We start from the raw sequence: 25,540 nt of genomic DNA, 5'->3' as shown, positions 1-25,540 counted from the left end.
CACGCGTACCCGGTGATCGTAGGGGCCGACTCGTCTTTCGTGTGCAGCAGGTCACTTTTCCGACAGTTCGTGCGGGCGGCGACACGGACGGGTCTTGCTCGTTACCCTCAGATTCATGACCCGGGTCGAAGGTGTCCTGTTCGACATCGACGGGGTGCTGGTCACCTCGTGGCAACCGGTGCCGGGCGCGGTGGAGGCGCTCGACGAGATCCGAAAACGCGGGGGTGTGCGGGCGTTCCTGACCAACACGACCTCCCGGACGTGCGACGAGATCGCGTCAGTGCTGTCGTCCGCCGGTTTCGACGTCCGGTCCGAGGAGATCGTGACGGCGGCCCGGCTCACTACCGAGTACCTGCGGTCGACGTATCCGGGGGCGCGGGTGATGCTGCTCAATCACGGCGACATCAGCGCCGACATGCCGGACATCGAGTTGGACGATGTAAATCCCGAGGTCGTCGTCATAGGGGGCGCGGGCCCGGAGTTCACACACGCCGCGCTCAGTCGGGTGCTCGACCTGATGATGGCGGGGGTGCCCGCGGTTGCGATGCACCGTGCGCTCATGTGGTCGGAGTCCGACGGCTTGCGACTGGACACCGGGGCGTACCTGCCGGGGATCGAGGACGCATCGGGGTCGCGGATCGTGTCGGTGGGCAAGCCTTCACTCACCGGATTCTTGACGGCGGCCGAGTTGATGGGAGTCGATCCGGCGGCGACGGTGATGGTCGGCGACGATTTCCGCGGCGACGTCCTGCCGGCGCAGCGCGTGGGCATGACAGGGGTGTTGGTGCGGACCGGCAAGTTCCGGCAGCCGATCCTCGATCTGGCGCTGGACCGTCCGGACCACCTCGTCGATTCGGTGGCCGATCTACCGCAGTTGCTGACCGAGATCGGGTAACGCGCCGATTCTGTTCGGCATGCTATCGAAATCCTGGGTTCAACGGGTACGAGCCTGTAGTGTCGCGGACACTCCCATCCTGTTCGTCCCGTTTGTCAAGGAGTCCGAATGTCGACCCTTTCCCGTGTACGCGCAATCTCGAACCTCGGCCGGACGATGACACGGACGGCGGTGGTTGCGACCGCGGGAATCGGTGTGGCAGTGGGTGTTTCGCTGGCGGGCGCGGGCACCGCGACTGCAGCGCCGGTGATGTGCGTGTCGCCGACCGTGCCCAACGACATCCAGGTCTCCGGGTTCGCGAGCTGCGGTGCGGAGGCCATCGAGCAGGGCGTCGCCCGCTCGGCAGCGATGGAAAGTGGTACGGCCGTGTCGGTCGCGGAGGGCTTCGGGTCCTCGAACAGTGTCGCGACGGGCTTCGGTACGGCGCTGAGCGCGGCACGGGGCAGCGGTCAGTCGCTGGCCCTCGCGATCGGCGGCGGCATTGCACACTCATGGGCCGATGACGGCATCGCGACCTTCGCGGTGGCCGGTTGGGGCTCCGGGGCGACCGCTGAGCTGGGTGGTGTCGACTGCGTCGGTCCGCTGTCGTTCGCATGGAATCTGAAGACCGGTCAGACCTGCCTGGGCGACTAGCGGTCCGGGGGCGTCAACCACCGACGGAGACCTTCTCGCAACGTTGCACTCGCCCCCCTCGAGTGCTAAAAATGCACTTGGCACTCGCGACTAGTGAGTGCCAGGTCGGGACGGTGAGACCGGGAACCCAGACACCCCCGGTCGTCCGTCGCGGGCACCGAGCCTGGCCGGAAGCGTAAATGGGGCGATCCGACGAGTGATCGCCTCCGTGTGTCACCCCCAATCCGGAGGATCACTTCGCAATGGCCAAGATCATCGCGTTCGACGAAGAGGCACGTCGCGGCCTCGAGCGTGGCCTGAACAGCCTCGCTGACGCCGTCAAGGTGACGCTGGGACCCAAGGGTCGCAACGTCGTACTGGAGAAGAAGTGGGGCGCCCCCACGATCACCAACGACGGTGTTTCCATCGCCAAGGAGATCGAGCTCGAGGACCCCTACGAGAAGATCGGCGCCGAGCTGGTCAAGGAGGTCGCCAAGAAGACCGACGACGTCGCTGGTGACGGCACCACGACGGCGACGGTCCTGGCTCAGGCGCTCGTCCGTGAGGGTCTGCGTAACGTCGCTGCCGGCGCCAACCCGCTGGGTCTCAAGCGCGGCATCGAGAAGGCTGTCGAGGCCGTCACCGCCAAGCTGCTCGACACCGCCAAGGAGGTCGAGACCAAGGAGCAGATCGCCGCGACCGCCGGTATCTCGGCCGGCGACTCGTCCATCGGTGAGCTCATCGCCGAGGCCATGGACAAGGTTGGCAAGGAAGGCGTCATCACCGTCGAGGAGTCCAACTCCTTCGGCCTGCAGCTCGAACTCACCGAGGGTATGCGCTTCGACAAGGGCTACATCTCGCTGTACTTCGCCACCGACCCCGAGCGTCAGGAGGCGGTGCTCGAGGATCCGTACATCCTGCTGGTCAGCTCCAAGATCTCCACGGTCAAGGACCTGCTGCCGCTGCTCGAGAAGGTCATCCAGGCCGGCAAGCCATTGCTGATCGTCGCCGAGGACGTCGAGGGCGAGGCCCTGTCGACCCTGGTCGTCAACAAGATTCGTGGCACCTTCAAGTCCGTGGCTGTCAAGGCCCCGGGCTTCGGTGACCGTCGCAAGGCGCAGCTCGCCGACATCGCCATCCTCACCGGTGGCGAGGTCATCAGCGAGGAGGTCGGCCTGTCGCTCGAGACCGCCGGCATCGAGCTGCTCGGCCGCGCTCGCAAGGTTGTCGTCACCAAGGACGAGACCACCATTGTCGAGGGTGCCGGCGACGCCGACGCCATCGCCGGTCGCGTCAACCAGATCCGCGCCGAGATCGAGGCGTCGGATTCTGACTACGACCGTGAGAAGCTGCAGGAGCGCCTGGCCAAGCTGGCCGGTGGCGTCGCGGTCATCAAGGCCGGCGCTGCGACCGAGGTCGAGCTCAAGGAGCGCAAGCACCGCATCGAGGACGCCGTCCGCAACGCAAAGGCTGCCGTCGAGGAGGGCATCGTCGCCGGTGGTGGCGTGGCTCTGCTGCAGTCCTCCCCGGTCCTGGACGAGCTGAAGCTCGAGGGCGACGAGGCCACCGGTGCCAACATCGTCAAGGTTGCCCTCGAGGCTCCGCTCAAGCAGATCGCGTTGAATGCCGGCCTCGAGCCCGGCGTCGTTGCGGAGAAGGTCCGCCACCTGTCCGCCGGCAGCGGCCTGAACGCCGCGACCGGTGAGTACGAGGACCTGCTCTCCGCGGGCATCAACGACCCGGTCAAGGTCACCCGCTCGGCGCTGCAGAACGCTGCGTCCATTGCGGCGCTGTTCCTGACCACCGAGGCTGTCGTCGCCGACAAGCCGGAGAAGGCCGCGGCACCGATGGCCGACCCGACCGGCGGCATGGGCGGCATGGACTTCTGATCCCCTTCGGGAGTTCCGCCTGATCTCAGGTAGACCGACCCAGATAGGCGCGGAAGCCCGGGACACCTCACGGTGTCCCGGGCTTCCTGCCATTGTCGTATCAGGCCGGTCTTTCGCGTCAGGCCTCGGGCAGGAGCATCCACGCCGCGAGATAGATCAGTGCGACGGTGCCGACGGAGACGAACGCGCCGACGACCGCTGCCAGGCGGACGATGTTGACGTCGATGTCCAAGTGCTCGGCGACCGCACCGCACACTCCCGAGAGCACGCGCTGGTCGCGAGAGCGGACGAACGGTCGGGGAAGTTCGCTGTCGTACGGCATGGCAACGAGTCTGGCTGGCCGCGCCATCGGACACCATCGGGGTTTCCCCGGATCTGCACCCTGATCCTTGCTGCCGGGGTCACTTCTGGAGCGCCCGAACCCTGGAGATGACCGGCGCGAACGCGGCGGCGTGCGGTTCGTGCACGGTGTAATGGGTGAAGCCGTAGCGCTCGCGGTTCGTGAGGATCTGCCGGGCCATCTCGTCGTAAGTGCCGAGTAGCACGAACGGGGTGTCGAGGACGTCCTCGGGGGATATGAGCCCGCCGAAGCCTGCCGCCAGTTCGGCGGCGGCAGCGGTGCGGTCGTCGGTCTCGACCACCGCCTGCACGAGGGCCTGCCACTCCAGTTGTGCCGCGCGCCCACCGGCCTGTTCGCGGGTGAACCGGATCCGCTCGTCGGTTTCGGCGGCGGTCGCAAGTCGCATCGTGCCCGGCGGCTGTCCAGGCAACTGGACGGCGCCGGCGACCCCGACGATGTCGGCGACCCGGGCAGCCAGCCGCAGGACGCGTTCGCCGGTACCGCCGATGAGGAGTGGGGGTCCGGTACCGGCGAACCCGACGCGCTGGATGGGCCGTAGCACCGGCATGCCGTAGTTCTCCCGCAGCGCCGCCTGCTGCGGATAGCCATCGGCGGCGAACTGGTTCCGGAGCGCGTCGACGGTCGCGGCGAGGCGTCCCACACGGGTTCCGAACGGTTGCCAGGGGATGCCGGCCTCGTCGAACTCCCACTTCATGTGGCCGGCGCCGAGGCCGATCTCCAGTCGGCCGCCGGCAAGGATGTCGGTGGTCGAGATCTCTCGGGCGAGCAGGGCCGGATTCCAGAACCCGACATCGAGTACGAGCGTCCCCACCCGTAATTTCTCGGTGGCGGCCGCGGCCGCGACGAGGAGTGGGAACGGCGACGCGGTGCCCAGATGGTCGGCGGCGAACACCGCGTCGTATCCGCTCTGCTCGGCGCGGCGGCACGTCCGCGCGAACGCTTCCGAAGTCGTGATGCCGAAGATGTTGTGTGAAAACCTGAACTCGGTCATACCGTCAGGGTGCCCCGGTTGGTGCTGTCGGGCGGGACGATGGCGGTTCGCGGCATAGGCTGGGGACGTGGTCGAGACCGTGCCAATCCAGATGCCCGACGGGACGACGACGCCAGTTCGGCTGTTTCCCGGACCGGAGAGTGCGCCCGTGGTTGTCATCGTGCCGGGACTGGGGATTCCCGCAGCCTTCTACGACAGGTTCGCGAAGTCGCTTGTGGAGCACGGCTTCTGCGCTGCTACATGTGAGTTGCGAGGGCAGGGGGACAGTCGCCCGCGTCCGAGTGCGTCGAGCACGTTCGGCTACCAGGAGTTGGTGTCGGTTGACCTGCCGGCGATGTTCGAAGTGGTGCGCGAGCGCTTCGACGAGAGCACCCCCTACCTGCTCGGGCACAGCATCGGCGGGCAGCTGGGCGTGATGTACGCGGCGCGGATCCGGGGACGGCTCGGCGGCTTGATTCTCGTGGCATCCGGTTCGCCGTATTACCGCGGGTTCCCCGGAGCCCGATCGCCCGGCATGCTGCTGGGCTCGACAGCGATCTCGGTCACAGCGAGCGCCGCCGCCTTCTGGCCGGGGGATCGTCTGGACGTCGGCGGTTTCGGCCCCCAGTCCCGGGTGACGATCTCAGACTGGTCGCGGTTCGCGCGCAGTGGGCGGATCGAGCCGGCGGGAGCCGACATCGACTATGAAGACCGAATCGCAAGGCTGAAGCTCCCGGTGCTGTCGATCTCGATCGAGGGCGACGACCTGGCACCGCGAAGCTCGTCGACGAACCTGTTGAGCAAGCTGTCCGGTTCCGACGTGACGACTTGGCACCAACCGGAACAACTCGGGCACAGCGGTTGGATTCGGACCCCGGACAGCACGGTCGAGCGGATCGCCACGTGGATCCGCGACCGCCAGTGAGAGAGCCCACCCAGGCCGGATCCCAAACCTTGGTCGGATCGCGACTTTAGTGTTCCCTAACCGTTACGTTGGCTTTAAGATCTACGCGGCGCTTTCGCGTCGAAGCGCGACACCACACCGCAACTACAGGGAGTTTCCATGAGTTCCGACATCACCTCGTTCCTCGAGACCGTTACAGATTTCATGAACGCGCTGACTGACCTCAACAACAGCAGTGTGGAGGCCACTGGTTCCCTCGGATCCTCCTAAGCTCCGAACCGGTGGGTCGCAAAGGGCGGTGATGGTCACCCATCACCGCCCTTTGCGGTGTTCGAGTTCGGTGGGCTCAGACGCTCGGCTCGATCTCGAGGGATGCCGCGAGGGTCGGCCACGACTTGGGCAGCTCATCGCGCCAGTATGCCCAGGTGTGGACACCTACCGGGTTGTAGACGAATGTCGCCGGGATGTCGAGCGCGCGCAGCCGATCGTCCAGCTGGTGGGTGCAGTAGTTGGTGACGGCCTCGATCGGTCCGCCCTGGGTGACCAGCGCGATCAGATCCGGGTTGTCGAGCGTCTCGTTCGGGCCGGGCAGTCCGCTGGCCGTGGAGACGTATAGCGTTGTGTCGCGCAGCTTCTCGGCCCCGATGAGCACGTCGTGCTCGGCCCACTTCGGGTCCGTGAACGGACCCCACATGTTCTCGACGTCGCCGCCGTAGCTCGCCACCACCATGCCGATCTGTGTCCGGCCCAGGTCGCTGGTGGTCTCGTAGCAACCGCTGTAGGCCGCCACACCGCGGTACAGTCCGGGCGAGCGCATCGCCAGCGTCATCGCCGACTGTGCGCCCATCGACAGTCCGGCGATCGACTGAATGCCGTTGCCGGAGAACCGCTCATCGATCAGCGGGGGTAGTTCCTCGGTCAGGAACGTTTCCCACTCGTAGGTGCCCAGGGCGGGGTCGGGTTGTTCCCAGTCGGTGAAGTAGCTGGCCCGACCTCCAGTGGTCAAGACGACGTTGACCGGCTTGTCCTCGAAGAACTCCACCGCGTTGCCTTGCTCGGTCCAGTTGTTCGTTCCGGGCTCGGCCGAGCGACCGTCGAGCATGTACATCGTGGGCCGGGGCACGGAGGTGTCGCGAGGCAGGAGAACCTGCACCTGCTGCTCCGACTGCATCGCCGGTGAGTACACGAACACCCGCAGCCACCGATCGGTGATGTTCTCGACCCGGGTGATGTAGGCGTCGTCGGACCTCGGGAAGGCGGGATCCGCTTGCGCTGCAACGTTTTGGGTCGACTCCGGACCTTCGCCGGCCGTGGCGATGGGTGCGAGGCCCAGCACTGCGCCCACCGCGGTGGCGGTGACGAGTGCTCCGGCGCCAAGTCGGCGCAGTGGCGGGCAGGTGGTCGCGTCAGGTGTCATGTGGCAGCTCGCTTCCGGATCGTCTGATTCGGGCGAATCGTAGCCCAGCAGCGCGAGCCCCGGACGTCATCGGGCCAACTGGTCCCACAGAAATGTGTAGGTGAGGGCCGACTTGAAGGCCGCCTGCGCATTGTCGGCCGCGCCACCGTGGCCACCCTCGATGTTCTCGTAGTAGTAGACGGTATGGCCTTCGTCCTCGAGGCGGGCCGTCATCTTGCGGGCATGCCCGGGGTGGACGCGGTCGTCGCGGGTGGAGGTGGCGATGAGGATCGGCGGATACAACGCCGTCGCGCGGGTGTTCTGGTACGGCGAGTACTCGGAGATGAACGCCCAGTCGTCCGGATCGTCGGGGTCACCGTATTCGGCCATCCAGGACGCCCCTGCAAGCAGCAGGTGGTAGCGCTTCATGTCGAGCAGCGGCACCTGGCAGACGATGGCGCCGAACAGTTCGGGGTACTTGGTGAGCATGATGCCCATCAGCAGGCCGCCATTGCTGCCGCCGAGCGCGCCGAGTTGTTCGGGGGTGGTGATGCCGCGAGCGACGAGATCACGCGCCACGGCGGCGAAGTCCTCGTGGACCTTGTGCCGACCTTCGCGCAGGGCCTGGGTGTGCCACTGCGGGCCGTACTCGCCTCCGCCCCGGATGTTCGCGACCACGTACGTACCGCCACGTTGCAGCCATGCGCTGCCGTTGATTCCGCTGTAGCCGGGGGTCATCGACTTCTCGAATCCGCCGTAGCCGTACAGCAGTGTCGGTCCCGCCGGCGCGTCCTCGCGGCGCACTACGAAGTAGGGGACGCGTGTGCCGTCTACGGATTCGGCGAAGTACTGGGCGGCAGTGAGGCCGGTGGTGTCGAAGAACGCCGGCGCCGACTCGAGGGCCTCGAGCGCTCCCCCCGCAGTTCCCGAGAACAGGGTGGCCGGGGTGAGGTAGCCGCTGGAGTTGAGGAAGAAGTCGTCACTCTCGCGGGGGTCGGTATCGATGACCTCGGACGACGTCAGGTCCGGTAGGCCCTCGAGCTGGGTTGTTTCCCAACCATTCTCACTAGGCGTGAGGACCTGGACGTGGGACTGGACGTCCGAGAGGGTGACCACCAGCAGATGATCGCGCGTCCACGCGTATTGCTCGAGCGATGTGTGCGCGTCCGGGCGGAACAGTGTGGTGAGTGCACGCGATCCGGCGAGGTAGTCGTCGTACTTCGCGGCCAGCAGTGCGCCCGCCGGATAAGTGGTGTCGCCGGCGGTCCAGGGTGAGCGGGGGCGAATCAACAGCCACTCCCGGTGGACGGAGATCCGTGCGTCTTCGGGGGTGTCGATTCGGACCAGGGTGTCGTCGCCCAGGAGTTGGAAGCGGTGCGAGCTGTGGAAGTCGATGGCGCGTTCGACGAAACTGCGCTCGAATCCTGGTGTGCTGTCGTGCCACCCTGAGACTGCAACGTCGGTCTGCTCGCCCTCGAACACGGTGACGGCCTCGGCTAGCGGTGTACCACGGCTCCAGCGCTTCACGAGGCGCGGGTAGCCGGAATCGGTGAGCGTCCTCTCACCGAAATCCGTTCCGATGTAGACGCTTTCGGAATCGATCCAGCCGATGTCGGTCTTGGCTTCCGCGACGTGGAAACGGTCTTCCGTGTCGACGAAGGTGCGGGTGGTGAGATCGAACTCGCGCACGACCACAGCGTCCGCACCCCCGCGGGAGAGGCTGAGAAGTGCGAGGTTCTGGTCGGGCCGCAGCACCTGCGCACCGGACCACACCCAGTTCTCGCCCTCACGTTCGGCGAGTTCGTCGACGTCGACGAGAATCTCCCATTCCGTTGTGTCGCTGCGATATTCGTCCATCGTAGTGCGGCGCCACAGACCGCGAGCGTGCTCGGCATCGCGCCAGAAGTTATAGAGGTATGGCCCACGTCGACGTGCGTAGGCGATGCGGGCATCGGTGTCGAGGATCGAGCGGACGTTGGATTCGAGATACTCGAACGCGTTGGTGCCGGCGAATTCTGCGATCGTCTTGTCGTTGTGCTCGCGTACCCAGGTCAGGGCTTCGTCGCCGGTGACGTCTTCGAGCCATAGGTTCGCATCGACGGCCGGCGTGGAGGTGGAGGGCGAGTGCGTCATGGGTCCATTGTGGGCGGTGCTGAGGGTGGCGATGGTGACGACCGTGGTGGGTGGCGACGGCGCTTCATGATCAACGTGTGCCACCCGTGTTAAAGAGGGGGTCAACCGGGTACGGCCCGAGGGTGAGGACGAGGGTGAATCTTTAGAGATCTTGAAGATGAGCAAAGACGATGTAACGAATTTGCAGACAAAGCGATCCAGATGGGTTATCTTTTCATCACGGTCGAATAAACCCGATCGTCTTCCTGCTCCGAGCACCAAGCGGTGACACTCCGCAAGGCGCACAAACCGGACGGGATGTCAAGGGAGTACAAACTCCGGGGGTTGCAGTAGTACTCCCCGTACGGACTCCCAGCCCGGGCTGAAGCAAGATCATCACAAACATCACGGAATCTCTCGCGAAAGGCATGAGGAATGAACCTCGATGACATCATCTCGTTGATCACCGTCGTGATCGGCAACGTCGTGAACTTCGGTTCCGTCACCGAGCTCAGCTAGCTCGTCACATCTGTCACACAACCACCACAAAAGTAAGGAAAAGAAATGAACGTTGATGACATCCTCGCCGCCATCGTCGCCGTGATCGGCAACGTCGTGAACCTCGGTTCCGTCTCGGATCTCAGCTGAGCGCCTGGACACAAGCGGTAGAAAGGCGATTGCCATGAACCTGGACGAAATCGACCTCGGCTCACTGTCCGGGGCGGCAGCAGGGTCCGCGGGGGGTTTCCTGGAGATCCTCTTCGGCCTTGGCCTCGGCGCAGGCAGCGTCTTCGGCGGTAGCACCATCGGAGACCTCGGGAGCACTATCTCGTTCAGCTGAGCATTCGCACCTACGACCCCAGCCGCCGCGGCGACTGGGGTCGTAGGTCGTTTCTGGTTGTCCGACTTGCTGTGTCGCCGTGTCGCATCGACCCTACTTTCGAGTAGCGACCATCCTGGGACACTGAAATGTGACCCGACTAGGCTAGGGCCTCGTGACCTCACACTATGACGTCGTTGTCCTCGGAGCCGGTCCCGGTGGGTACGTCGCTGCGATCCGCGCGGCACAGTTGGGACTCAAGACCGCCATCATCGAAGAGAAGTACTGGGGCGGTGTCTGCCTGAACGTGGGCTGCATCCCCTCGAAGGCGCTTCTCCGCAATGCCGAACTCGCGCATATCTTCCACAAGGAGGCCAAGGCGTTCGGCATGTCGGGGGACGTGTCGTTCGACTTCGGTGCAGCGTTCGACCGTAGTCGAAAGGTTGCGGACGGCCGCGTCAAAGGCGTGCACTTCCTGATGAAGAAGAACAAGATCACCGAGTACGACGGCAGGGGCACATTCGTCGATGCCAAGTCGATCTCGGTGGCGCTCACCTCCGGTGGGACCGACACGGTGACCTTCGACAACGTCATCATCGCGACGGGTTCGGTGACGAAGCTGTTGCCGGGGACCTCGCTCAGTCGGAACGTCGTCACCTATGAAGAGCAGATCCTCACCCGCGACCTGCCGACATCGATGGTGATCGTCGGCGCGGGTGCTATAGGAATGGAGTTCGGCTACGTCTTCGCCAACTACGGCGTCGACGTGACCATCGTCGAGTTCCTCGATCGCGCCCTCCCGAACGAGGACGAGGACGTCTCCAAGGAGATCACCAAGCAGTACAAGAAGCTCGGCGTCAAGATCAAGACTGGTGCGGCAGTCGAATCGATCGTGGACAACGGCACCGACGTCATCGTTTCGATCAAGGACAACAAGTCCGGCGCGGTCGAGACGGTCACCGTCGACAAGGTTCTGCAGTCCGTTGGATTCGCGCCACGCGTCGAGGGCTACGGTCTCGAGAACACCGGCGTCCAGCTCACCGAGGGTGGCGCCATCGCGATCGACGCGCGCATGCGCACCAACGTCGCCGGCATCTACTCCATCGGTGACGTCACCGCCAAGCTGCAGCTCGCACACGTTGCCGAGGCTCAGGGCGTCGTCGCCGCCGAGACCATCGGCGGCGCCGAGACGATGGAACTCGGCGACTACCGGATGATGCCACGCGCCACGTTCTGCCAGCCACAGGTCGCGAGCTTCGGTCTCACCGAGACGGAAGCCAGGGCCGAGGGTTACGACGTCAAGGTAGCGACATTCCCGTTCACCGCGAACGGTAAGGCACACGGTCTGAACGACCCGAACGGCTTCGTGAAGCTGATCGCCGACAACAAGTACGGCGAGCTACTAGGGGGTCACCTCATCGGCCCCGACGTCTCGGAGTTGCTGCCGGAGCTGACGCTGGCCCAGAAGTGGGACCTCACCGTCAACGAGCTCGCGCGCAACGTCCACACGCACCCGACGCTGAGCGAGGCGCTGCAGGAGGCCATCCACGGTCTCGCCGGCCACATGATCAACTTCTGACGGTTCGCCACCGGAAGAACTTCGCCACCGTAAGACCTCGGTCGGTGAGAAGCCCGCGCGGAATGATGCGGGCTTCTCACCTTTCCGTAGGCCCTGCAGCGTTGAGACGCGGGTCCACACAGTCCGCCGGGACAACCAGCTGCCGGGATCAGAAGTCGGGCTGGATCCGCAGTGTCCCGATCGTGGTAGCCAGGCCGTCGTACTGGGTGACCAGCAGGCAGAATTCGACCAGTCGCCGATCGTCGAGGTGCTCGGCGAGTGCCGACCACGTCGGCTCGTCGATGTCGTCGGTGAGGACCAACTGATCGGTTGCCGCCAGCATTGCACGGTACCGGGGACTCCAGCCGGGGTGGCCGGGGCCTTCCAGCACCCGGTCGAGGATCCGCGGCGTCACCCCGGCGCGGCGGCCGAGACGTATGTGATGCTCCATCTCGTACCGGCATTCGCGCAGGTGAGCGACGCGCAAGACGACGAGTTCGATCTCGAACCGGTTCAGTTTGGTGCCCGGAAGGAGCATCAGCACGCCGGAGTAGTGCAGCCAGCCACGGAACAGCCCTCCGGTGCGGCCGAGCGTGCTGAACAGCTTGGCGTCCCGGGTACGCGAACCCAGCGACAGCACCCGCCAGCTGACCCAGTTGAGCGGCCCGAGTTCCCGGAACCGCCCCGGTGCGATGCGCGGCGCCGTGCCGTCGCCGGTCTTCTTCTCGTCGTGTGTGGTCACTCGTCCTCCCCTGGTCGGCCGCCACGGTCGCAGTGATTCGTTCGGCCTCTACTCGAGCAGGGCCTCTACGCGAGCATACGGAGCGGGACCACGTCGCCCGGTCAGATCCGCGTGCCCAGTTGGATCCGTGTATGCGGTCGCAGCGCCGGTGCCAGGGAAGGTTGCCGTAAAGACGGCTCAGCCGATGACGGCCAGCGGGGTCCCGGGCGCGACCTTCGCGCCCGGTTCCGCGAGGACCTGTAACACCGTTCCCGACTCGGGACACGGCACCGGCATCTCGAGCTTCATCGCCTCCAGGATCACAGCGGGCTGGCCGGACGAGACCTGCTGTCCGGGTTCGAGTTCCACCCGCCACACGTTCCCGACCATGGGTGCCTCGATGACGGTCGCGCCCGGTGGGACGTCCACCGCTGCCGCCGTAGGCTCGGTGGCAGTCTCGTTCTCGGTGCGATCGAACTCGCCTGACGCATGCCACGCTTGCTTCTCGGCCTCGAACGCGGTGGTCTGCCGTTGCTCGAAGGCCGCGATCGAGTCGGCGTTCTCGGCCAGGAATCGCAAGTGATCTTCGAGTGCGAACGTTCCCTCGCTGATGTCGGCCTGGAACCGGCCGGCGCGGGACTCGGCACGCGCCTCTTCGAGTTGATCGGGGGTCACCGGCTCCCACACGATCCGGTCGAAGAATCGGAACAGCCACGGTTTGCCAGGCTCGAACGGCGGTCGCTGCCGGTACCCGGACCAGATCGGTACCGTGCGCCCGACCAGCTGGTAGCCCCCGGGTGACTCCATGCCGTACACGCACAGGTACTTTCCGCCGATGCCCACCGCGTCCGCCGGGGTCCAGGTGCGTGCCGGGTTGTACTTCGTCGTGACCAGCCGGTGCCGCGGATCCAGCGGAACCGCCAGTGGCGCACCCAGATACACATCGCCCAGTCCCAGGACAAGGTACTCGGCGTCGAAAACGGTGTCGCGGACGTCGTCGATACTGTCGAGTCCGTTGATGCGACGGATGAACTCGAGGTTCGACGGCAGCCACGGCGCGCTGTCGCGGACACCGCTGCGGTAGCGGTCGAGGGCGTCGCCGATGGACGGGTCGTCGAACGACATCGGAAGTCGTACGGTTCGGCTGGGGACGACCAGGTCGTGCGTTGCGGGCAGATCCTGCTCGAGTTCCTGCAGGAGCCCGAGCAGTTGCCGTTGCGCCAGGATGTCCGGGTCGAAGTGCAGGTGCAGTGAGCGCACGCCGGGCGTGAGATCCACCAGCCCGGGGACGCGTAGTGCCGTGAGGGCCTCCGACAGTGCGTGCACCCGCATCCGCAGACCCAGGTCGAGTGCCATCGGTCCGTACTCGACGAGGATGTTGTCGTCGCCGCCACGCAGGTATGCCACCGATGGACGGTCGTCACCGGCCGCCGAGCGGCCGAGCACACCACCGTCACCGCGCGAGACCTGCACCGCCGGAACGTCCTTGGCACGGTCGATATCGCTGCGACGCAGCGTCTCGGCGGCCTCGTCGGGCACGGGGACGAACCGGACGGCGTCGCCAGGACGGATCTGTCCCATCTTCCAGCGGTGCCCGCTCACCACCGTGAGCGGGCAGGCGAACCCGCCCAGACTCGGTCCGTCCGGACCGAGCAAGATCGGGGTGTCGCCCGAGACGTTCAGGGCGCCCACGCTGTACGGGTTGTCGTGGAGGTTCGACGGGTGCAGTCCGGCTTCGCCGCCGTCGGGACGCGACCACGTCGGCTTTGGTCCGTCGAGCCGGATCCCGGTGCGGTTGGCGTGACTGGCCGTGGTCCACGTGGTCTCGTAGAACTGGGTCATGTCCGAGTCGGTAAAGTAGGACGGCGCCGGCTGTGGACCCTCCGTTACCGCGAGGTGCCACGTGTGCGTGATCTCCGGGCGCAGTTCGACGGGTACGGTCGCCGGATCGGTCAGTGCATGGGTATCCGGCAGCGTTCCGAGGACGTCGCCGGTCGCGACTGCCTTGCCGGTGACACCGCCGAAGCCGCCCAGCGTGAACGTCGAAGCGCTGCCTTGGAACAGCGGCACGTCCAGACCACCGCGGACCGCGAGATACGTGCGCAGACCAGCGTCGGCGGGTGACCCGATATCCAGGATCGACCCGGCACCCACCTCGGTCGGTTCCCACATCGGGACCTCCCGTCCGTCGACGGTCACGGGGACATCGGCGCCCGTCACGCAGACGATCGCGGGTTCGGAGAACGCGAGGCGTGGACCCTGCAGCGTGCACTCGAGTCCGGGCGCCTCTGCGGAATTGCCGACCGCGGTATTGGCCAGGCGCAGCGACAGGTCGTCCATCGGTCCCGACGGTGGAATACCGACCTCCCACAGGCCGATCCGGCCGGGAAGGTCCTGCACCGTCGTCATCGTCCCCGCCCGCAGGACGTCGATCCGTCGTCCGGTCGCCGGGACGTCGGCAAGTGACGAAGTCGTGTACTCGGCGACAGGTTGAGCACAAAGGTGCCGCAACTGAGGAAGATTGGTCTGCACACCGTAGAGGCGGGTCTCGTCCAGCGCCGATCCCAGGTTCGCCAGCGCGTCCTCTCGGGTGGTGCCACGGGTGACGATCTTCGCGAGCATGGGGTCGTAGTCGGCGCTCACCTCGGTGCCGGTCTCCACCCACGTTTCGATACGTGCGTTCGGTGGGAACTCGACAGCGGTAAGGGTGCCGGCGCTGGGCCGGTAGTCATGGCCGGGATCTTCCGCGTACACACGCGCTTCGACGGCGTGCCCGGTCATCGCCGGGCCGGAGGCGGGCATCCCGTCGAGCATCGACGAGTCGCCGGCGGCCAGGCGCAGCATCCACTCCACCAGGTCGACGCCGGTGACCTCCTCCGTGACCGGATGTTCCACCTGAAGTCGGGTGTTCATCTCGAGGAACGACGCTTCACCGCGATCGACGTCGTACACGAATTCGACAGTGCCCGCTGACCTGTAGTGCACCGACGATGCGAGATCTCTTGAAGAACCAAGGATTTGATCGACGACGGCGTCGGGTAGACCGTAGGCGGGTGCCTCCTCGACCACCTTCTGGTTGCGGCGTTGCAGAGAGCAGTCGCGAGTTCCCAGGCTGATGACGCGTCCGGTACCGTCGCCGAACACCTGCACCTCGATGTGACGGGCACGGGCGACGAACCGTTCGAGAAATACCCCCGATGAGGAGAAGTTCGCCGCGGCCAGCCGCTGCACGGTCTCGTACGCGGCCCGCAGGTCTTCGGGCGTGAAGCACGCCTGCATCCCGATACCGCCGCCGCCACCTACTGCCTTGAGCATGACCGGGTAGCCGATGCGTTCGGCCTCCGCCACCGCCTCCTCGACCGACTCGAGCAGTCCACTGCCCGGTACCAGCGGGACCCCCACGGCGCGTGCGGCCTCGCGAGCGGTGTGCTTGTTACCGAACACCCGCAACTGCTCCGCCGTCGGACCGACGAACGCGATACCCGCCCGTTCGGCATCCGTGGCGAATTCTGTGTTTTCGGAAAGGAATCCGTACCCGGGGTGTATTGCCGCCGCGCCGGTGGAGAGTGCGGCCTCGATCACCAGGTCGCTGCGCAGATACGACTCCGCGGCCGGGGCGGGGCCGAGGCGGACCGCTGTGTCGGCCATCTCGACATGCATGGCCGACGCATCGGCGTCGGAGTACACCGCCACCGTCTTCAGTCCGAGTGCGCGGGCCGATCGCATAATGCGGCAGGCGATCTCGCCGCGGTTGGCGACGAGGAGGGTATCGAAACCAGTGTCGAGTGCAGGGGACACGAGGGGCTCCTTCGGTGGGGGCAGTGCTGGACGTCCGGTCAGATGGCCAGGGCGGCACGCACGACGGACTCGGCGCCGGCGCCGCCCGAGCCGGAGGAGGTAATCCGGCCGGACTCGAGGACGTAGTAGCGCTCGGCGGAGTCGAGCGCAAATCCGATGTGCTGCTCGACCAGCAGGACACCGAGATTGCCGCGGCGGGTCAGGCCGACGATCGCGGCCTCGATCTCGGCGACGACCGACGGTTGGATACCTTCGGTCGGTTCGTCGAGGACGAGCACACGCGGCTCTGTGATCAGAGCCCGTGCGATAGCGAGCTGCTGGCGCTGGCCGCCGGACAGCAGACCGGCGCGACGGTCGAGCAAAGACTCGAGCGCCGGGAAGAGCGCGAGCTGCTCGTCGATCAGTGCCTTGCCGCGTTTGCGGCCGTCGGCGACAACCTGCATGTTCTCGAGGCACGTGAGCTGGCCGAACGACTGTTGCCCCTGTGGGACGTACGCGAGACCACGAGATACGCGGGCACTGGGACGCAGCCGGGTGATGTCCTCGCCGTCGAGGAGGACCTTCCCCGTCGTGGTCTTGGCGAGGCCGACAGCGGCGCGCAGCAGTGTGGTCTTGCCGGCGCCGTTGTGTCCCATGACCGCAGCGACACCGTCGGCGGGGACGGTAACCGAGGCGCCGTGGACGACCTCGGTGCGCCCGTACCCGGTGTGGATGTCGACGAGTTCCAGCATGTTCAGTGCTCCTCGGATGCGTCGACGGCAGCGGCGGTACCCAGATACACCTGCTGGACCATCGGATCGGCCTGGATCTGTTCGACGCTGCCGTCGGCGATGACCTTGCCGCGCGCGAGCACCGTCACCGAGGTCGCGAAGGCCCGCATGAAGTCCATGTCGTGCTCGACCACCACGACGGTGCGCTCGGCACCGATGCGGCGCAGCAGGTTCCCGGTCTGTTCGCGTTCGTCGTGGCTCATACCGGCCACCGGTTCGTCGAGTAGCAGCACGTCGGCGTCCTGCACCAGCAGCATGCCGATCTCGAGCCACTGCTTCTGACCGTGGGCGAGGATGCCGGCGGGCCGGTCCCGCAGATTCGACAGCCCGATCGTCTCGAGCGCTTCCTCGATGTGCGGCAGGACGGTCTTTCGGCGGCGCAGCATCGTCAGCGCGGAGCGTCCGGCGCCCGCCGCGATGTCGAGGTTCTGCAGCACGGTCAACTCTTCGAACACCGACGCCGTCTGGAAGGTACGGCCCACGCCTGTCCGGGCGATCTTGTGGACCTTCTGCCCGAGCAGTTCCACACCCGACTTCGTCACCGACCCGGTCGCCGGCACAAGCCCGGTGACGGCGTCGACCAGCGTGGTCTTGCCGGCGCCGTTGGGGCCGATGAGGAATCGAAGATCGCCCTGGAACAGTGTGAGGTCCACGCCGTCGACGGCGGTGAAGCCGTCGAACGTGACCCGCAGGTTGCGGACCTCGAGGTACTGGCTCGACATGCCGGCGTTGCCGCCGAAACTCGGTTGGGTGCGGGTTGGGTTCATCGCGCCAACTCCTTTTCGCGGATTGGTTCCGGTTCGGGATCAGGCGGGGTGGCGACGGCACGGGGACGCAGCAGTTTGCCGAGACCGGCGATTCCCAACGGGAAGAAGCCGATGACGACGATGAACAGCAGACCCTGTGCGTACGTCCACGCCGACGGGAAGTTCTCCGAGAGCGTCGTCTGCGCCCACGCGACGCCGATCGCGCCGAGCACGGGGCCGAGCAGCGTCGTGCGACCGCCGATCGCGACGCCGACGAGGAATGCGATCGAGGGGACGATGCCGACGTCGGCAGGGGAGATGATCCCTACGATCGGCACGAACAGCGCGCCTGCGATGCCGGCGAAGAACGCGGCGACCGCGTAGGCGACGACCTTCACGTTGGCGGGGTCGTAGCCGAGGAACCGAACCCGCTCCTCCTGGTCCCGTACTGCGACGAGCAGTTCACCGTACCGGGAGTTCATCAACTGCCGGGTGGCCGCAACCACCAGGAGCAGCACCCCTGCCGCTATGAAGAACAGCATCTGCTTGTTCGCCGGATCGGACAGGTCGAACCCGAAGAACGTGCGGAACCGGTTGAGCCCGTTGGATCCACCGATCGACTGCTGCCCGATGAGCAGGATCGCGAACGCCGCGGCCAGCGCCTGCGACAGGATCGCAAAGTATGCGCCCTTGACCCGCCGCTTGAACACGCCGAGGCCCAGCACGAACGCGACGAGCGGGGGTACGACCAGAATCGCGACGATGGTCGTCACCGGGTCCGCGAATGGAGTCCAGTAGCCCGGTAGCTCCCGGACGCCGGCGATCTGCATGAAGTCCGGCACGGTGTCCCCGCGCAACTGAGCATCGGCCACCTTGAGGTGCATCGCCATGAGATAGGCGCCGAGTCCGAAGAATACGCCCTGGCCCAGGGTGAGCATTCCGCCACGGCCCCAGGCGAGTCCGATGCCGACCGCGACGATCGCGAAGCACAAGAACTTGGCCAGCAGGTTGAGTCGGAAGTCCGACAGCACCGCCGGAGCGACCCCGAACAGCACGACCGCGGCGACGGCGAAGCCCAGCCACGCTCGGTAACGACTGATTATGGTCATACGAGGCTCCTAGTCTTGGCCACGAACAGCCCCTGCGGGCGCACCTGCAGGAAGATGACGATGAGCACGAACACGATCACCTTCGCGATCGACGCGGTGGTCGAGTACTCGATGAACGAATTGAGGATGCCGAGCGAGAAGGCCGCGACCACGGCACCGGAGAGCCGACCCAGGCCACCGATGACGACTACCAGGAACGCGTCGATCAGATAGGACTGTCCGATCGTCGGGCTCGTGGACCCGATGAGCGTCAGCGCCACGCCCGCCACGCCGGCCAGGCCGGAACCGATGAAGAATGTCGTCACATCGGTTCGGCGGGAGGAGATTCCGCTGGTCTCCGCCAGGTCGCGGTTCTGCACCACGGCTCGGATGCGGCGACCCATCGACGTCCTCGCGAGCGCGAAGGACAGTGTCGCAACGGCGACGATCGCGAGAACCAGGATGAAGACACGAGTCTTCGGTACGACGGCGCCGAGGATCTCGACGCCGCCGGTCAACCAGGATGGAGTGTCGACGTTGACGGCGGGGGCACCGAAGATGTCGCGGGCCAGCTGCTGTAGCACCAGTCCGACACCGAACGTCACCAGCAGGGTGTCGAGCGGCCGGTGGTACATCCGGCGGATCAGCGTGACCTCGAGCAAGGCGCCCATCAGGCCACCTACCACGAAGCCGACCAGTAGCGAGATCACCAGTGAAGCACCGGCGCTCGACACCACCTGCTGCACCACATAGGCGGTGTACGAGCCGACCATGATGAACTCGCCATGAGCCATGTTGATCACGCCCATCTGCCCGAACGTCAGCGACAGACCAAGCGCCGCCAACAACAGGATCGACCCGATACTCAGGCCGGTGAACAGCTGCCCGATAACGACATCCATCGGTGCCCGCCCTTCTTCGTCGTCGTTTGGGAGCGAGCTCTAGCTACCGGAGCCCGAAAGGCCGGCCGCCCAGTCGTAGCTCTCGAGGTAGGGGTCCGGCTGAATCGGGCCGTCGGACTCCCACACCGTGTAGATCAGGCCGTCTTCGCGGATCTCGCCGATTCGTGCGGTCTTGGCGATGTGGTGGTTGGCGCCGTCGATGGTGACCAGACCCTCCGGCGCCTGGAAGCTGACGCCGTCTGCCGCAGCCTGGATATCGGCCACCGCGAAGGAATCAGCCTTCTCCACAGTGTTCTTCCACAAGTACACCGACGTGTAGGCCGCTTCCATCGGGTCCGACGTCGGCTTGTCCGCGCCGTACTTGGCCTTGTAGGCGTCGACGAACGTCTTGTTCTCGGGGCTGTCGACGCTCTGGTAGTAGTTCCACGCAGTGAGCTGGCCGGCGATGTTCTGGGCGCCGATTCCGCCCACTTCTTCTTCGGCGATCGACACCGAGATCACCGGCATGTCGGCGGCTGTCAGTCCGACATTCGAGTACTCGCGGAAGAACGCGACGTTGGAGTCGCCGTTGAGCGTATTGAACACCGCGTCGGCGTCGGCGGTGCGGACCTTGTTGACGATCGTAGAGAAGTCCGTGGAGCCGAGGGGGGTGTAGTCCTCTCCCTTGATCTCGATTCCGTTGGCCTCCGCGTACGCCTTGATGATGCGGTTCGCGGTCTGCGGGAAGACGTAGTCGCTGCCCACCAGATACAGCGACTTGACGCCCTTCTCCTTCAGGTAATCCAGGGCCGGCACGATCTGCTGGTTCGTCGTCGCGCCCGTGTAGAAGATGTTGGGCGAATCCTCGAGACCCTCGTACTGCACCGGGTAGTAGAGCAGGGCGCCCGAGTCCTCGAACACCGGGAGCATCGCCTTGCGGCTCGATGACGTCCAGCCACCGAAGACCGCTGCGACACAGTCGCTACTGATGAGCTTTTCGGCCTTCTCCGCGAACACCGTCGGCTCGGATGCGCCATCCTCGGCGACGATCTCGATCTGCTTGCCGAGAACGCCGCCCGCGTTGTTGATCTCCTCGACCGCGAGTGCGATCGAGTCGCGGACGGTGACCTCGCTGATCGCCATCGTGCCGGAGAGCGAGTTGAGGGAGCCGACCTTGATGGTGTCGCCGGATGTGTCGACACAGGAGCTTGCGGGGGTGCCGGCGGACGCTGACGTGTCCGACACCTTGCTGCCGCAGGCGGTGAGGACCAGGCCGAGCGCCGCTAGGGCGGCCGGCGCGGTGAGAGCACGCTTCGAGAAGGAGGGCATGGACGGGCCTTTCCGTCGAGTGGAGTGACGCTGAGCTGCGGAGAAGTACGTATACGACGCTGTATCCGTGATGGGAGACAGTAGGCGGAAGTTGTTGCGCTGGAATGTCTGTGGATCACGAGTTCGTGTCGGATATTTCGCACATGTGAACAGGAGCTCACGCCGTCTCGACGGAGGAGGTCAGACGAAGGGGCCGGACGATAGGGAGGGGTGTCGGCGGATCAGCGGATCATGTACGGCGACACCGAGCTGCGGTGCTCGTTGATGTCGAGTTCCTTGCCGAGAGGCGGGAACGCGCGCTGCGGGCAGTTCATCCGCTCGCACACGCGGCAGCCCGCGCCGATCGGGGTCGCTGCGCCACCACCGAGATCGAGTCCGTCGGCATAGACGACGCGCGGCGCGTGCCGCAATTCGCAGCCGAGGCCGATCGCGAACGTCTTGCCCGGCTGGCCGTAGCGCTGCGCGCGGCGCTCAACGGTACGGGCGACCCACAGGTAGTTGCGCCCGTCCGGCATCTGCGCTATCTGCGTCATGAGCTTTCCCGGGTAGGCGAACGTCTCGTAAACGTTCCACAACGGACACGTGCCACCGCTGGACGAGAAGTGGAAACCGGTGGCGGACTGCCGTTTCGACATGTTCCCCGCGCGATCGACCCGCACGAACGACCACGGCACCCCGCGTTGCCGGGGGCGCTGCAACGTCGACAGGCGGTGGCAGATGGTCTCGTAGCTGATCGAGTAGAACGCCGACAGCCGCTCGATGTCGTAACGGAAGTCCTCCGCCTTCTCGTGGAACTGTCCGTACGGCAGCACCGTCGCGGCCGCGAAGTAGTTGGCCAGGCCCAGCATTGCTAGGGATCGGGCCTCGTCGGAAGTGAAGTTGCCCTCGTCGACCAGCTGCCGCAGCAGGTGGTCGCACTCGAGGTACGCGAGTTCCGTAGCGAACTTGAAGACCTGCTGCCCACCCGACAGCGCGGGCGAGATCTCGAGCACGCGAGTCTCGGGGTCGTAGCGGTGCAGTACGTTCTCGCCCAGGTCGATGCGGCGCACGATCTGCACATCGTGCAGATTCTCCAGCCGTCGCATGATGCCCTCGGCGATGTCACCGCGGTGGAAGCGCAGCCGCGCGGTGAGTTCCTCGGCGGCGGTGTCGAGATCGTGGATGTAGTTCTGCCGCTGGTAGAAGTAGTCGCGCACTTCCTCGTGCGGCATCGTTATCGAGCCGCTGCCGCTGCCGTCGTTGAACCGGTCCTCGGTCGCAGCTGCCAACTGCGCGGTGGTGTTGCGGTAGCGACGGTGCATGTTGACCATGGCCTTCGCCAGGCTCGGATGCGACGACACCATGTCCGCGATCTCCTGCGCGTCGGCGTCGATACCCATGTCTTCGTCGAGTGCCACCTCGCGCAGTTCGGCGATCAGCCGAGTGTCGTCCTGGTTGGAGAAGAACGTCGTGTCGACCCCGAACACTTCACTGATCCGCAGCAGCACCGGGACCGTGAGCGGGCGCACGTCGTGCTCGATCTGATTGAGGTAGCTGGCGGAGATCTCCAGGGTCTTCGCCAGGGCGGCTTGGCTGAGTCCGCGTTCGGTGCGGAGCTGTCGAAGACGTGCGCCGACGAAGGTCCTGGACATGACGCAAGGGTACGAGCGTGCTGCTAACTGTGCAAAGAATTGGATTAGCAGCGTGTTTGGGGCGGGGCGCGCCCTCGCGTGTGGGACGAGTGAGACGGGATGGGGCGACTGAGGCGAAGGTGACGTTTTTCCAACAAGTCTTGACATCTCGATAACGGTGGCAAAAGGTGGGCAACAGACGATGCTCGATTTTGTAAAGAGTTGATTGCAAGCCAGTTTGGGGTGTGGGGCGGGGGCTCGCGCGCCCCGAGCGAACAGAGGTCGACTCCCGCCGGCGGGTGGGGTCCCCGGCTCGCGCTTGCCCTCCAGCGAGGGCGCGAGCCGGTCCATGTCCAAGTGGTCGTCATGGCGGCCGTCGTGCTTCCGCGCGTGAGCGTCGAGGCTCGCCGGCCTGTCACACGACCGGGTTGTCAGAGGTCACGATGTTCTTCAGGTCGATCAGGTCGAAGCGCCGCGCAGTCGGCGGAGTCCAGTCGCCGATGCCCGTCTCCTCGGCCCGGGCCGAGGGGCGCGTGCTCGCGGGCGCAAAGGTAGCGGCCGCGGGCATCGAAGATGCCGACGACACCAGGGATCCGGACGCGATCTCCGTAACCGCACGTTGGCTCATCCTCACGGCCGATGTCAGCCGGGACTTCGCCCGTGCGCTGCTACCCGACCCGTTCGAGGTCCCGGATCGACCGGAGCTAGCGGCGTGGATCGTCGAGCCGCTGTCCGACGACTCCGTGGGTATACCGGTCGGCCGGCTGCTGGCCGGAATGTCGTGCAGCTGCTTGCTTCCGGGTGAGCAGGACGAGAGCGCCTTCACGGCGGACTTCCTGACGGGCATGCCCATCGGCGACGAGGATCGGGCTCCCTTCGCTCTACCCGCGCTGCCGCAGACGACCATGAGTCTTGTCAACGACGTCGGGGGCATGGGGTTCTCGGTCTCATCGGTCGACGGCGAGGGCAAAGGGATGACCGGTCGGGTAGAGCTCTCGGAGTGTGGGTCCACGCAGACGCAACTGGCGCCGGACTGGCTCGTCTGTCAGTCGTGGCGCGCCGACCAAGGCGCGGGCACCGGCGACGCCGATCGGCGGCCTGGACTCATCCATACCCAGTGGGAGCTGACACGTTTGTCGCCGATCGTCGCCGGCCCGGCGGTCGTCGAGAGTGCGGAGTTCGGTTCGCGCAACTACGACCTGGCGGGCTCGGCGGCCGCATTCGATGCGCGATACGGGTTCGCTCGCGTGACGATCGTCGGTCGACAGCAGCCGTAGCGCCTGCCGATCCCCCGCAGAACTCTGCGCGCCGGAATTGTCGATCGTTCCGCTCAACGGACAGGTGTCCGATTCGTGTGATTGCTCCCACACGCAGGCGCTGCCTCGGCGGAGACTCACTCGCGGACGGCGCCGAACGGGCGTCCGTTTTCGCGCTCCATGGTCGTGTCCGGGTTTGGTGCTAAGGCCGAGGTAGAGGCCTACTTGCAGGTAACTTTCGCTGCTACCGATCGGTAACCCAAGCATCTGCTTGGCCTTCGGAGGATTAGCAAGATTCACAGATCGAGATGGAAACCTAGCGAAGATTGGCATTAGCAACAGGTAGACGCGGGTTTTCGTCTGTGTCATTGTCGGCATGTACATCCGATCGACCTGGCAACGATGTGAAGCAGTACACACGTACCGGTCAGAGCAGCAAAGAAGAAGTGGAGCTTTCGATGTCGACCACCGGCACCCCGAGGACCGCAGCGCAGATCCAGCAGGATTGGGACACCAACCCCCGCTGGAAGGGCGTCACCCGCAACTACACCGCCGATCAGGTCGTCAAGTTGCAGGGCACCGTGGTCGAAGAGGCCACCCTCGCTCGTCGTGGCTCCGAGATCCTCTGGGATCTCGTCAACAACGAGGACTACATCAACTCGCTCGGCGCGCTCACCGGCAACCAGGCCGTCCAGCAGGTCCGCGCGGGCCTGAAGGCCATCTACCTCTCGGGCTGGCAGGTCGCTGGTGACGCGAACCTCTCCGGCCACACCTACCCGGACCAGTCGCTGTACCCGGCGAACTCGGTTCCGCAGGTCGTCCGCCGCATCAACAACGCGCTGCTCCGCGCCGACGAGATCGCCAAGGTCGAGGGCGACACCAGCGTCGACAACTGGCTCGCCCCGATCGTGGCCGACGGTGAGGCCGGCTTCGGTGGCGCGCTCAACGTCTACGAGCTGCAGAAGGCCATGATCGCGGCCGGTGTCGCCGGTTCGCACTGGGAGGACCAGCTGGCGTCGGAGAAGAAGTGCGGCCACCTCGGTGGCAAGGTGCTCATCCCCACCCAGCAGCACATCCGCACGCTGACCTCGGCGCGACTCGCCGCCGACGTCGCGGACGTTCCGACGGTCGTCATCGCGCGTACCGACGCCGAGGCCGCGACCCTCATCACCTCCGACGTGGACGAGCGTGACCGCGAGTTCCTCGACGGCACCCGCACCGCCGAGGGCTTCTTCGGTGTCAAGAACGGCATCGAGCCCTGCATCGCCCGCGCCAAGGCCTACGCGCCGTACTCCGACCTGATCTGGATGGAGACCGGTGTCCCGGACCTCGAGGTCGCCAAGCAGTTCGCCGAGGCCGTCCGCAGCGAGTTCCCCGACCAGCTGTTGGCGTACAACTGCTCGCCGTCCTTCAACTGGAAGGCGCACCTCGACGACTCGACCATCGCGAAGTTCCAGAAGGAGCTCGGCGCGATGGGCTTCAAGTTCCAGTTCATCACGCTGGCCGGCTTCCACTCGCTCAACTACGGCATGTTCGACCTGGCCCACGGCTACGCCCGCGAGGGCATGACGGCCTTCGTCGATCTGCAGGAGCGGGAGTTCAAGGCTGCTGCCGAGCGTGGCTTCACCGCCATCAAGCACCAGCGTGAGGTCGGCGCCGGCTACTTCGACTCCATCGCCACCACCGTCGACCCCAACACCTCGACGGCTGCCCTCAAGGGCTCCACCGAAGAGGGCCAGTTCCACTAGTCCGCCAGACCCCGGGGGCGGGGCGGGTGCAGTGCACCGGACCCGCCCCGGGGACCGACCTCCACTTCCGAAAAGG

The 25,540-nt window shown here is 65.8% G+C and carries 20 protein-coding genes; 8 read left to right on the top strand and 12 right to left on the bottom strand.

Annotation, left to right across the window (positions count from 1 at the left end; translation table 11 throughout):
* Positions 1–115 precede the first annotated feature (115 nt).
* From EGT50_RS13275 to groL, 3 genes are all read left to right on the top strand, one after another.
* Positions 116–895, top strand: coding sequence for an HAD-IIA family hydrolase (locus EGT50_RS13275; RefSeq protein ID WP_127955121.1), 780 nt, complete (start codon positions 116–118; stop codon positions 893–895).
* A gap of 108 nt (positions 896–1,003) precedes the next feature.
* Positions 1,004–1,528, top strand: coding sequence for a DUF6764 family protein (locus EGT50_RS13270; protein ID WP_127955120.1), 525 nt, complete (start codon positions 1,004–1,006; stop codon positions 1,526–1,528).
* A 242-nt stretch (positions 1,529–1,770) separates the two neighbouring features.
* Positions 1,771–3,396, top strand: coding sequence for a chaperonin GroEL (gene groL, locus EGT50_RS13265; RefSeq protein WP_127955119.1), 1,626 nt, complete (start codon positions 1,771–1,773; stop codon positions 3,394–3,396).
* A 118-nt stretch (positions 3,397–3,514) separates the two neighbouring features.
* Here groL and EGT50_RS13260 read toward each other — a convergent pair whose 3' ends face one another.
* Together EGT50_RS13260 and EGT50_RS13255 are read right to left on the bottom strand one after the other, a co-directional pair.
* On the bottom strand, positions 3,515–3,718 hold the full coding sequence (locus EGT50_RS13260; RefSeq protein ID WP_127955118.1) for a PspC domain-containing protein: 204 nt from the start codon (positions 3,716–3,718) through the stop codon (positions 3,515–3,517).
* Between the two features lie 79 nt (positions 3,719–3,797).
* Complete coding sequence (locus EGT50_RS13255; protein WP_127955117.1) at positions 3,798–4,748, bottom strand: TIGR03621 family F420-dependent LLM class oxidoreductase; 951 nt, start codon at positions 4,746–4,748, stop codon at positions 3,798–3,800.
* A 91-nt stretch (positions 4,749–4,839) separates the two neighbouring features.
* On the opposite strand from EGT50_RS13255, the gene EGT50_RS13250 reads away from it, so the two are divergent.
* Positions 4,840–5,652 carry an alpha/beta hydrolase family protein gene (locus EGT50_RS13250; RefSeq protein ID WP_127955306.1) on the top strand — a complete coding sequence of 271 codons (813 nt, stop codon included), beginning with the start codon at positions 4,840–4,842 and terminating at the stop codon, positions 5,650–5,652.
* A gap of 325 nt (positions 5,653–5,977) precedes the next feature.
* On the opposite strand, the gene EGT50_RS13245 is transcribed toward EGT50_RS13250, so the two are convergent.
* Together EGT50_RS13245 and EGT50_RS13240 are read right to left on the bottom strand one after the other, a co-directional pair.
* Complete coding sequence (locus EGT50_RS13245) at positions 5,978–7,048, bottom strand: alpha/beta hydrolase (RefSeq protein WP_127955116.1); 1,071 nt, start codon at positions 7,046–7,048, stop codon at positions 5,978–5,980.
* A gap of 66 nt (positions 7,049–7,114) precedes the next feature.
* Positions 7,115–9,160, bottom strand: a complete 2,046-nt coding sequence (locus EGT50_RS13240) for a prolyl oligopeptidase family serine peptidase (protein WP_127955115.1) — start codon at positions 9,158–9,160, stop codon at positions 7,115–7,117.
* Between the two features lie 661 nt (positions 9,161–9,821).
* Between EGT50_RS13240 and EGT50_RS17055 the strand changes: the two genes are divergently transcribed.
* Positions 9,822–9,980, top strand: a complete 159-nt coding sequence (locus EGT50_RS17055) for a hypothetical protein (RefSeq protein WP_164873410.1) — start codon at positions 9,822–9,824, stop codon at positions 9,978–9,980.
* Positions 9,981–10,134: 154 nt separating this feature from the next.
* On the top strand, positions 10,135–11,538 hold the full coding sequence (gene lpdA, locus EGT50_RS13235) for a dihydrolipoyl dehydrogenase (protein WP_127955114.1): 1,404 nt from the start codon (positions 10,135–10,137) through the stop codon (positions 11,536–11,538).
* Between the two features lie 148 nt (positions 11,539–11,686).
* Here the strand turns inward: lpdA and EGT50_RS13230 are convergent, their stop codons facing one another.
* From EGT50_RS13230 to ramB, 8 genes are all read right to left on the bottom strand, one after another.
* A complete protein-coding gene (locus tag EGT50_RS13230) occupies positions 11,687–12,259 on the bottom strand; it encodes a carboxymuconolactone decarboxylase family protein (protein WP_127955113.1) in 573 nt (190 codons plus the stop codon).
* A gap of 177 nt (positions 12,260–12,436) precedes the next feature.
* Positions 12,437–16,036, bottom strand: coding sequence for an urea carboxylase (gene uca / locus EGT50_RS13225; protein ID WP_127955112.1), 3,600 nt, complete (start codon positions 16,034–16,036; stop codon positions 12,437–12,439).
* A gap of 38 nt (positions 16,037–16,074) precedes the next feature.
* Positions 16,075–16,767, bottom strand: a complete 693-nt coding sequence (gene urtE / locus EGT50_RS13220) for an urea ABC transporter ATP-binding subunit UrtE (protein WP_127955111.1) — start codon at positions 16,765–16,767, stop codon at positions 16,075–16,077.
* 2 nt (positions 16,768–16,769) lie between these two features.
* A complete protein-coding gene (gene urtD / locus EGT50_RS13215; RefSeq protein WP_127955110.1) occupies positions 16,770–17,573 on the bottom strand; it encodes an urea ABC transporter ATP-binding protein UrtD in 804 nt (267 codons plus the stop codon).
* Positions 17,570–18,661: an urea ABC transporter permease subunit UrtC gene (gene urtC, locus EGT50_RS13210; protein WP_127955109.1), complete on the bottom strand. Its 1,092-nt coding sequence runs from the start codon at positions 18,659–18,661 to the stop codon at positions 17,570–17,572. The genes urtD and urtC overlap by 4 nt, the downstream gene beginning before the upstream one ends.
* Positions 18,658–19,542, bottom strand: a complete 885-nt coding sequence (gene urtB, locus EGT50_RS13205; RefSeq protein ID WP_127955108.1) for an urea ABC transporter permease subunit UrtB — start codon at positions 19,540–19,542, stop codon at positions 18,658–18,660. Before urtB ends, urtC begins: the two co-directional genes overlap by 4 nt.
* A 39-nt stretch (positions 19,543–19,581) precedes the next feature.
* The gene (gene urtA, locus EGT50_RS13200; RefSeq protein ID WP_127955107.1) at positions 19,582–20,850 is read right to left on the bottom strand and encodes an urea ABC transporter substrate-binding protein; all 1,269 of its coding nucleotides are present in this window, start codon (positions 20,848–20,850) and stop codon (positions 19,582–19,584) included.
* Between the two features lie 221 nt (positions 20,851–21,071).
* Complete coding sequence (gene ramB / locus EGT50_RS13195) at positions 21,072–22,481, bottom strand: acetate metabolism transcriptional regulator RamB (protein ID WP_127955106.1); 1,410 nt, start codon at positions 22,479–22,481, stop codon at positions 21,072–21,074.
* Positions 22,482–22,960: 479 nt separating this feature from the next.
* Between ramB and EGT50_RS13190 the strand changes: the two genes are divergently transcribed.
* Positions 22,961–23,737: a hypothetical protein gene (locus EGT50_RS13190; RefSeq protein WP_127955105.1), complete on the top strand. Its 777-nt coding sequence runs from the start codon at positions 22,961–22,963 to the stop codon at positions 23,735–23,737.
* 437 nt (positions 23,738–24,174) lie between these two features.
* Positions 24,175–25,464, top strand: coding sequence for an isocitrate lyase (gene aceA / locus EGT50_RS13185; protein ID WP_127955104.1), 1,290 nt, complete (start codon positions 24,175–24,177; stop codon positions 25,462–25,464).
* The last annotated feature ends 76 nt before the right edge of the window (positions 25,465–25,540 follow it).

It is taken from the genome of Rhodococcus xishaensis (assembly GCF_004011825.1).
Taxonomy (GTDB): Bacteria; Actinomycetota; Actinomycetes; order Mycobacteriales; family Mycobacteriaceae; genus Prescottella; species Prescottella xishaensis.
This window is presented reverse-complemented; position numbering and strand designations above follow the sequence as displayed.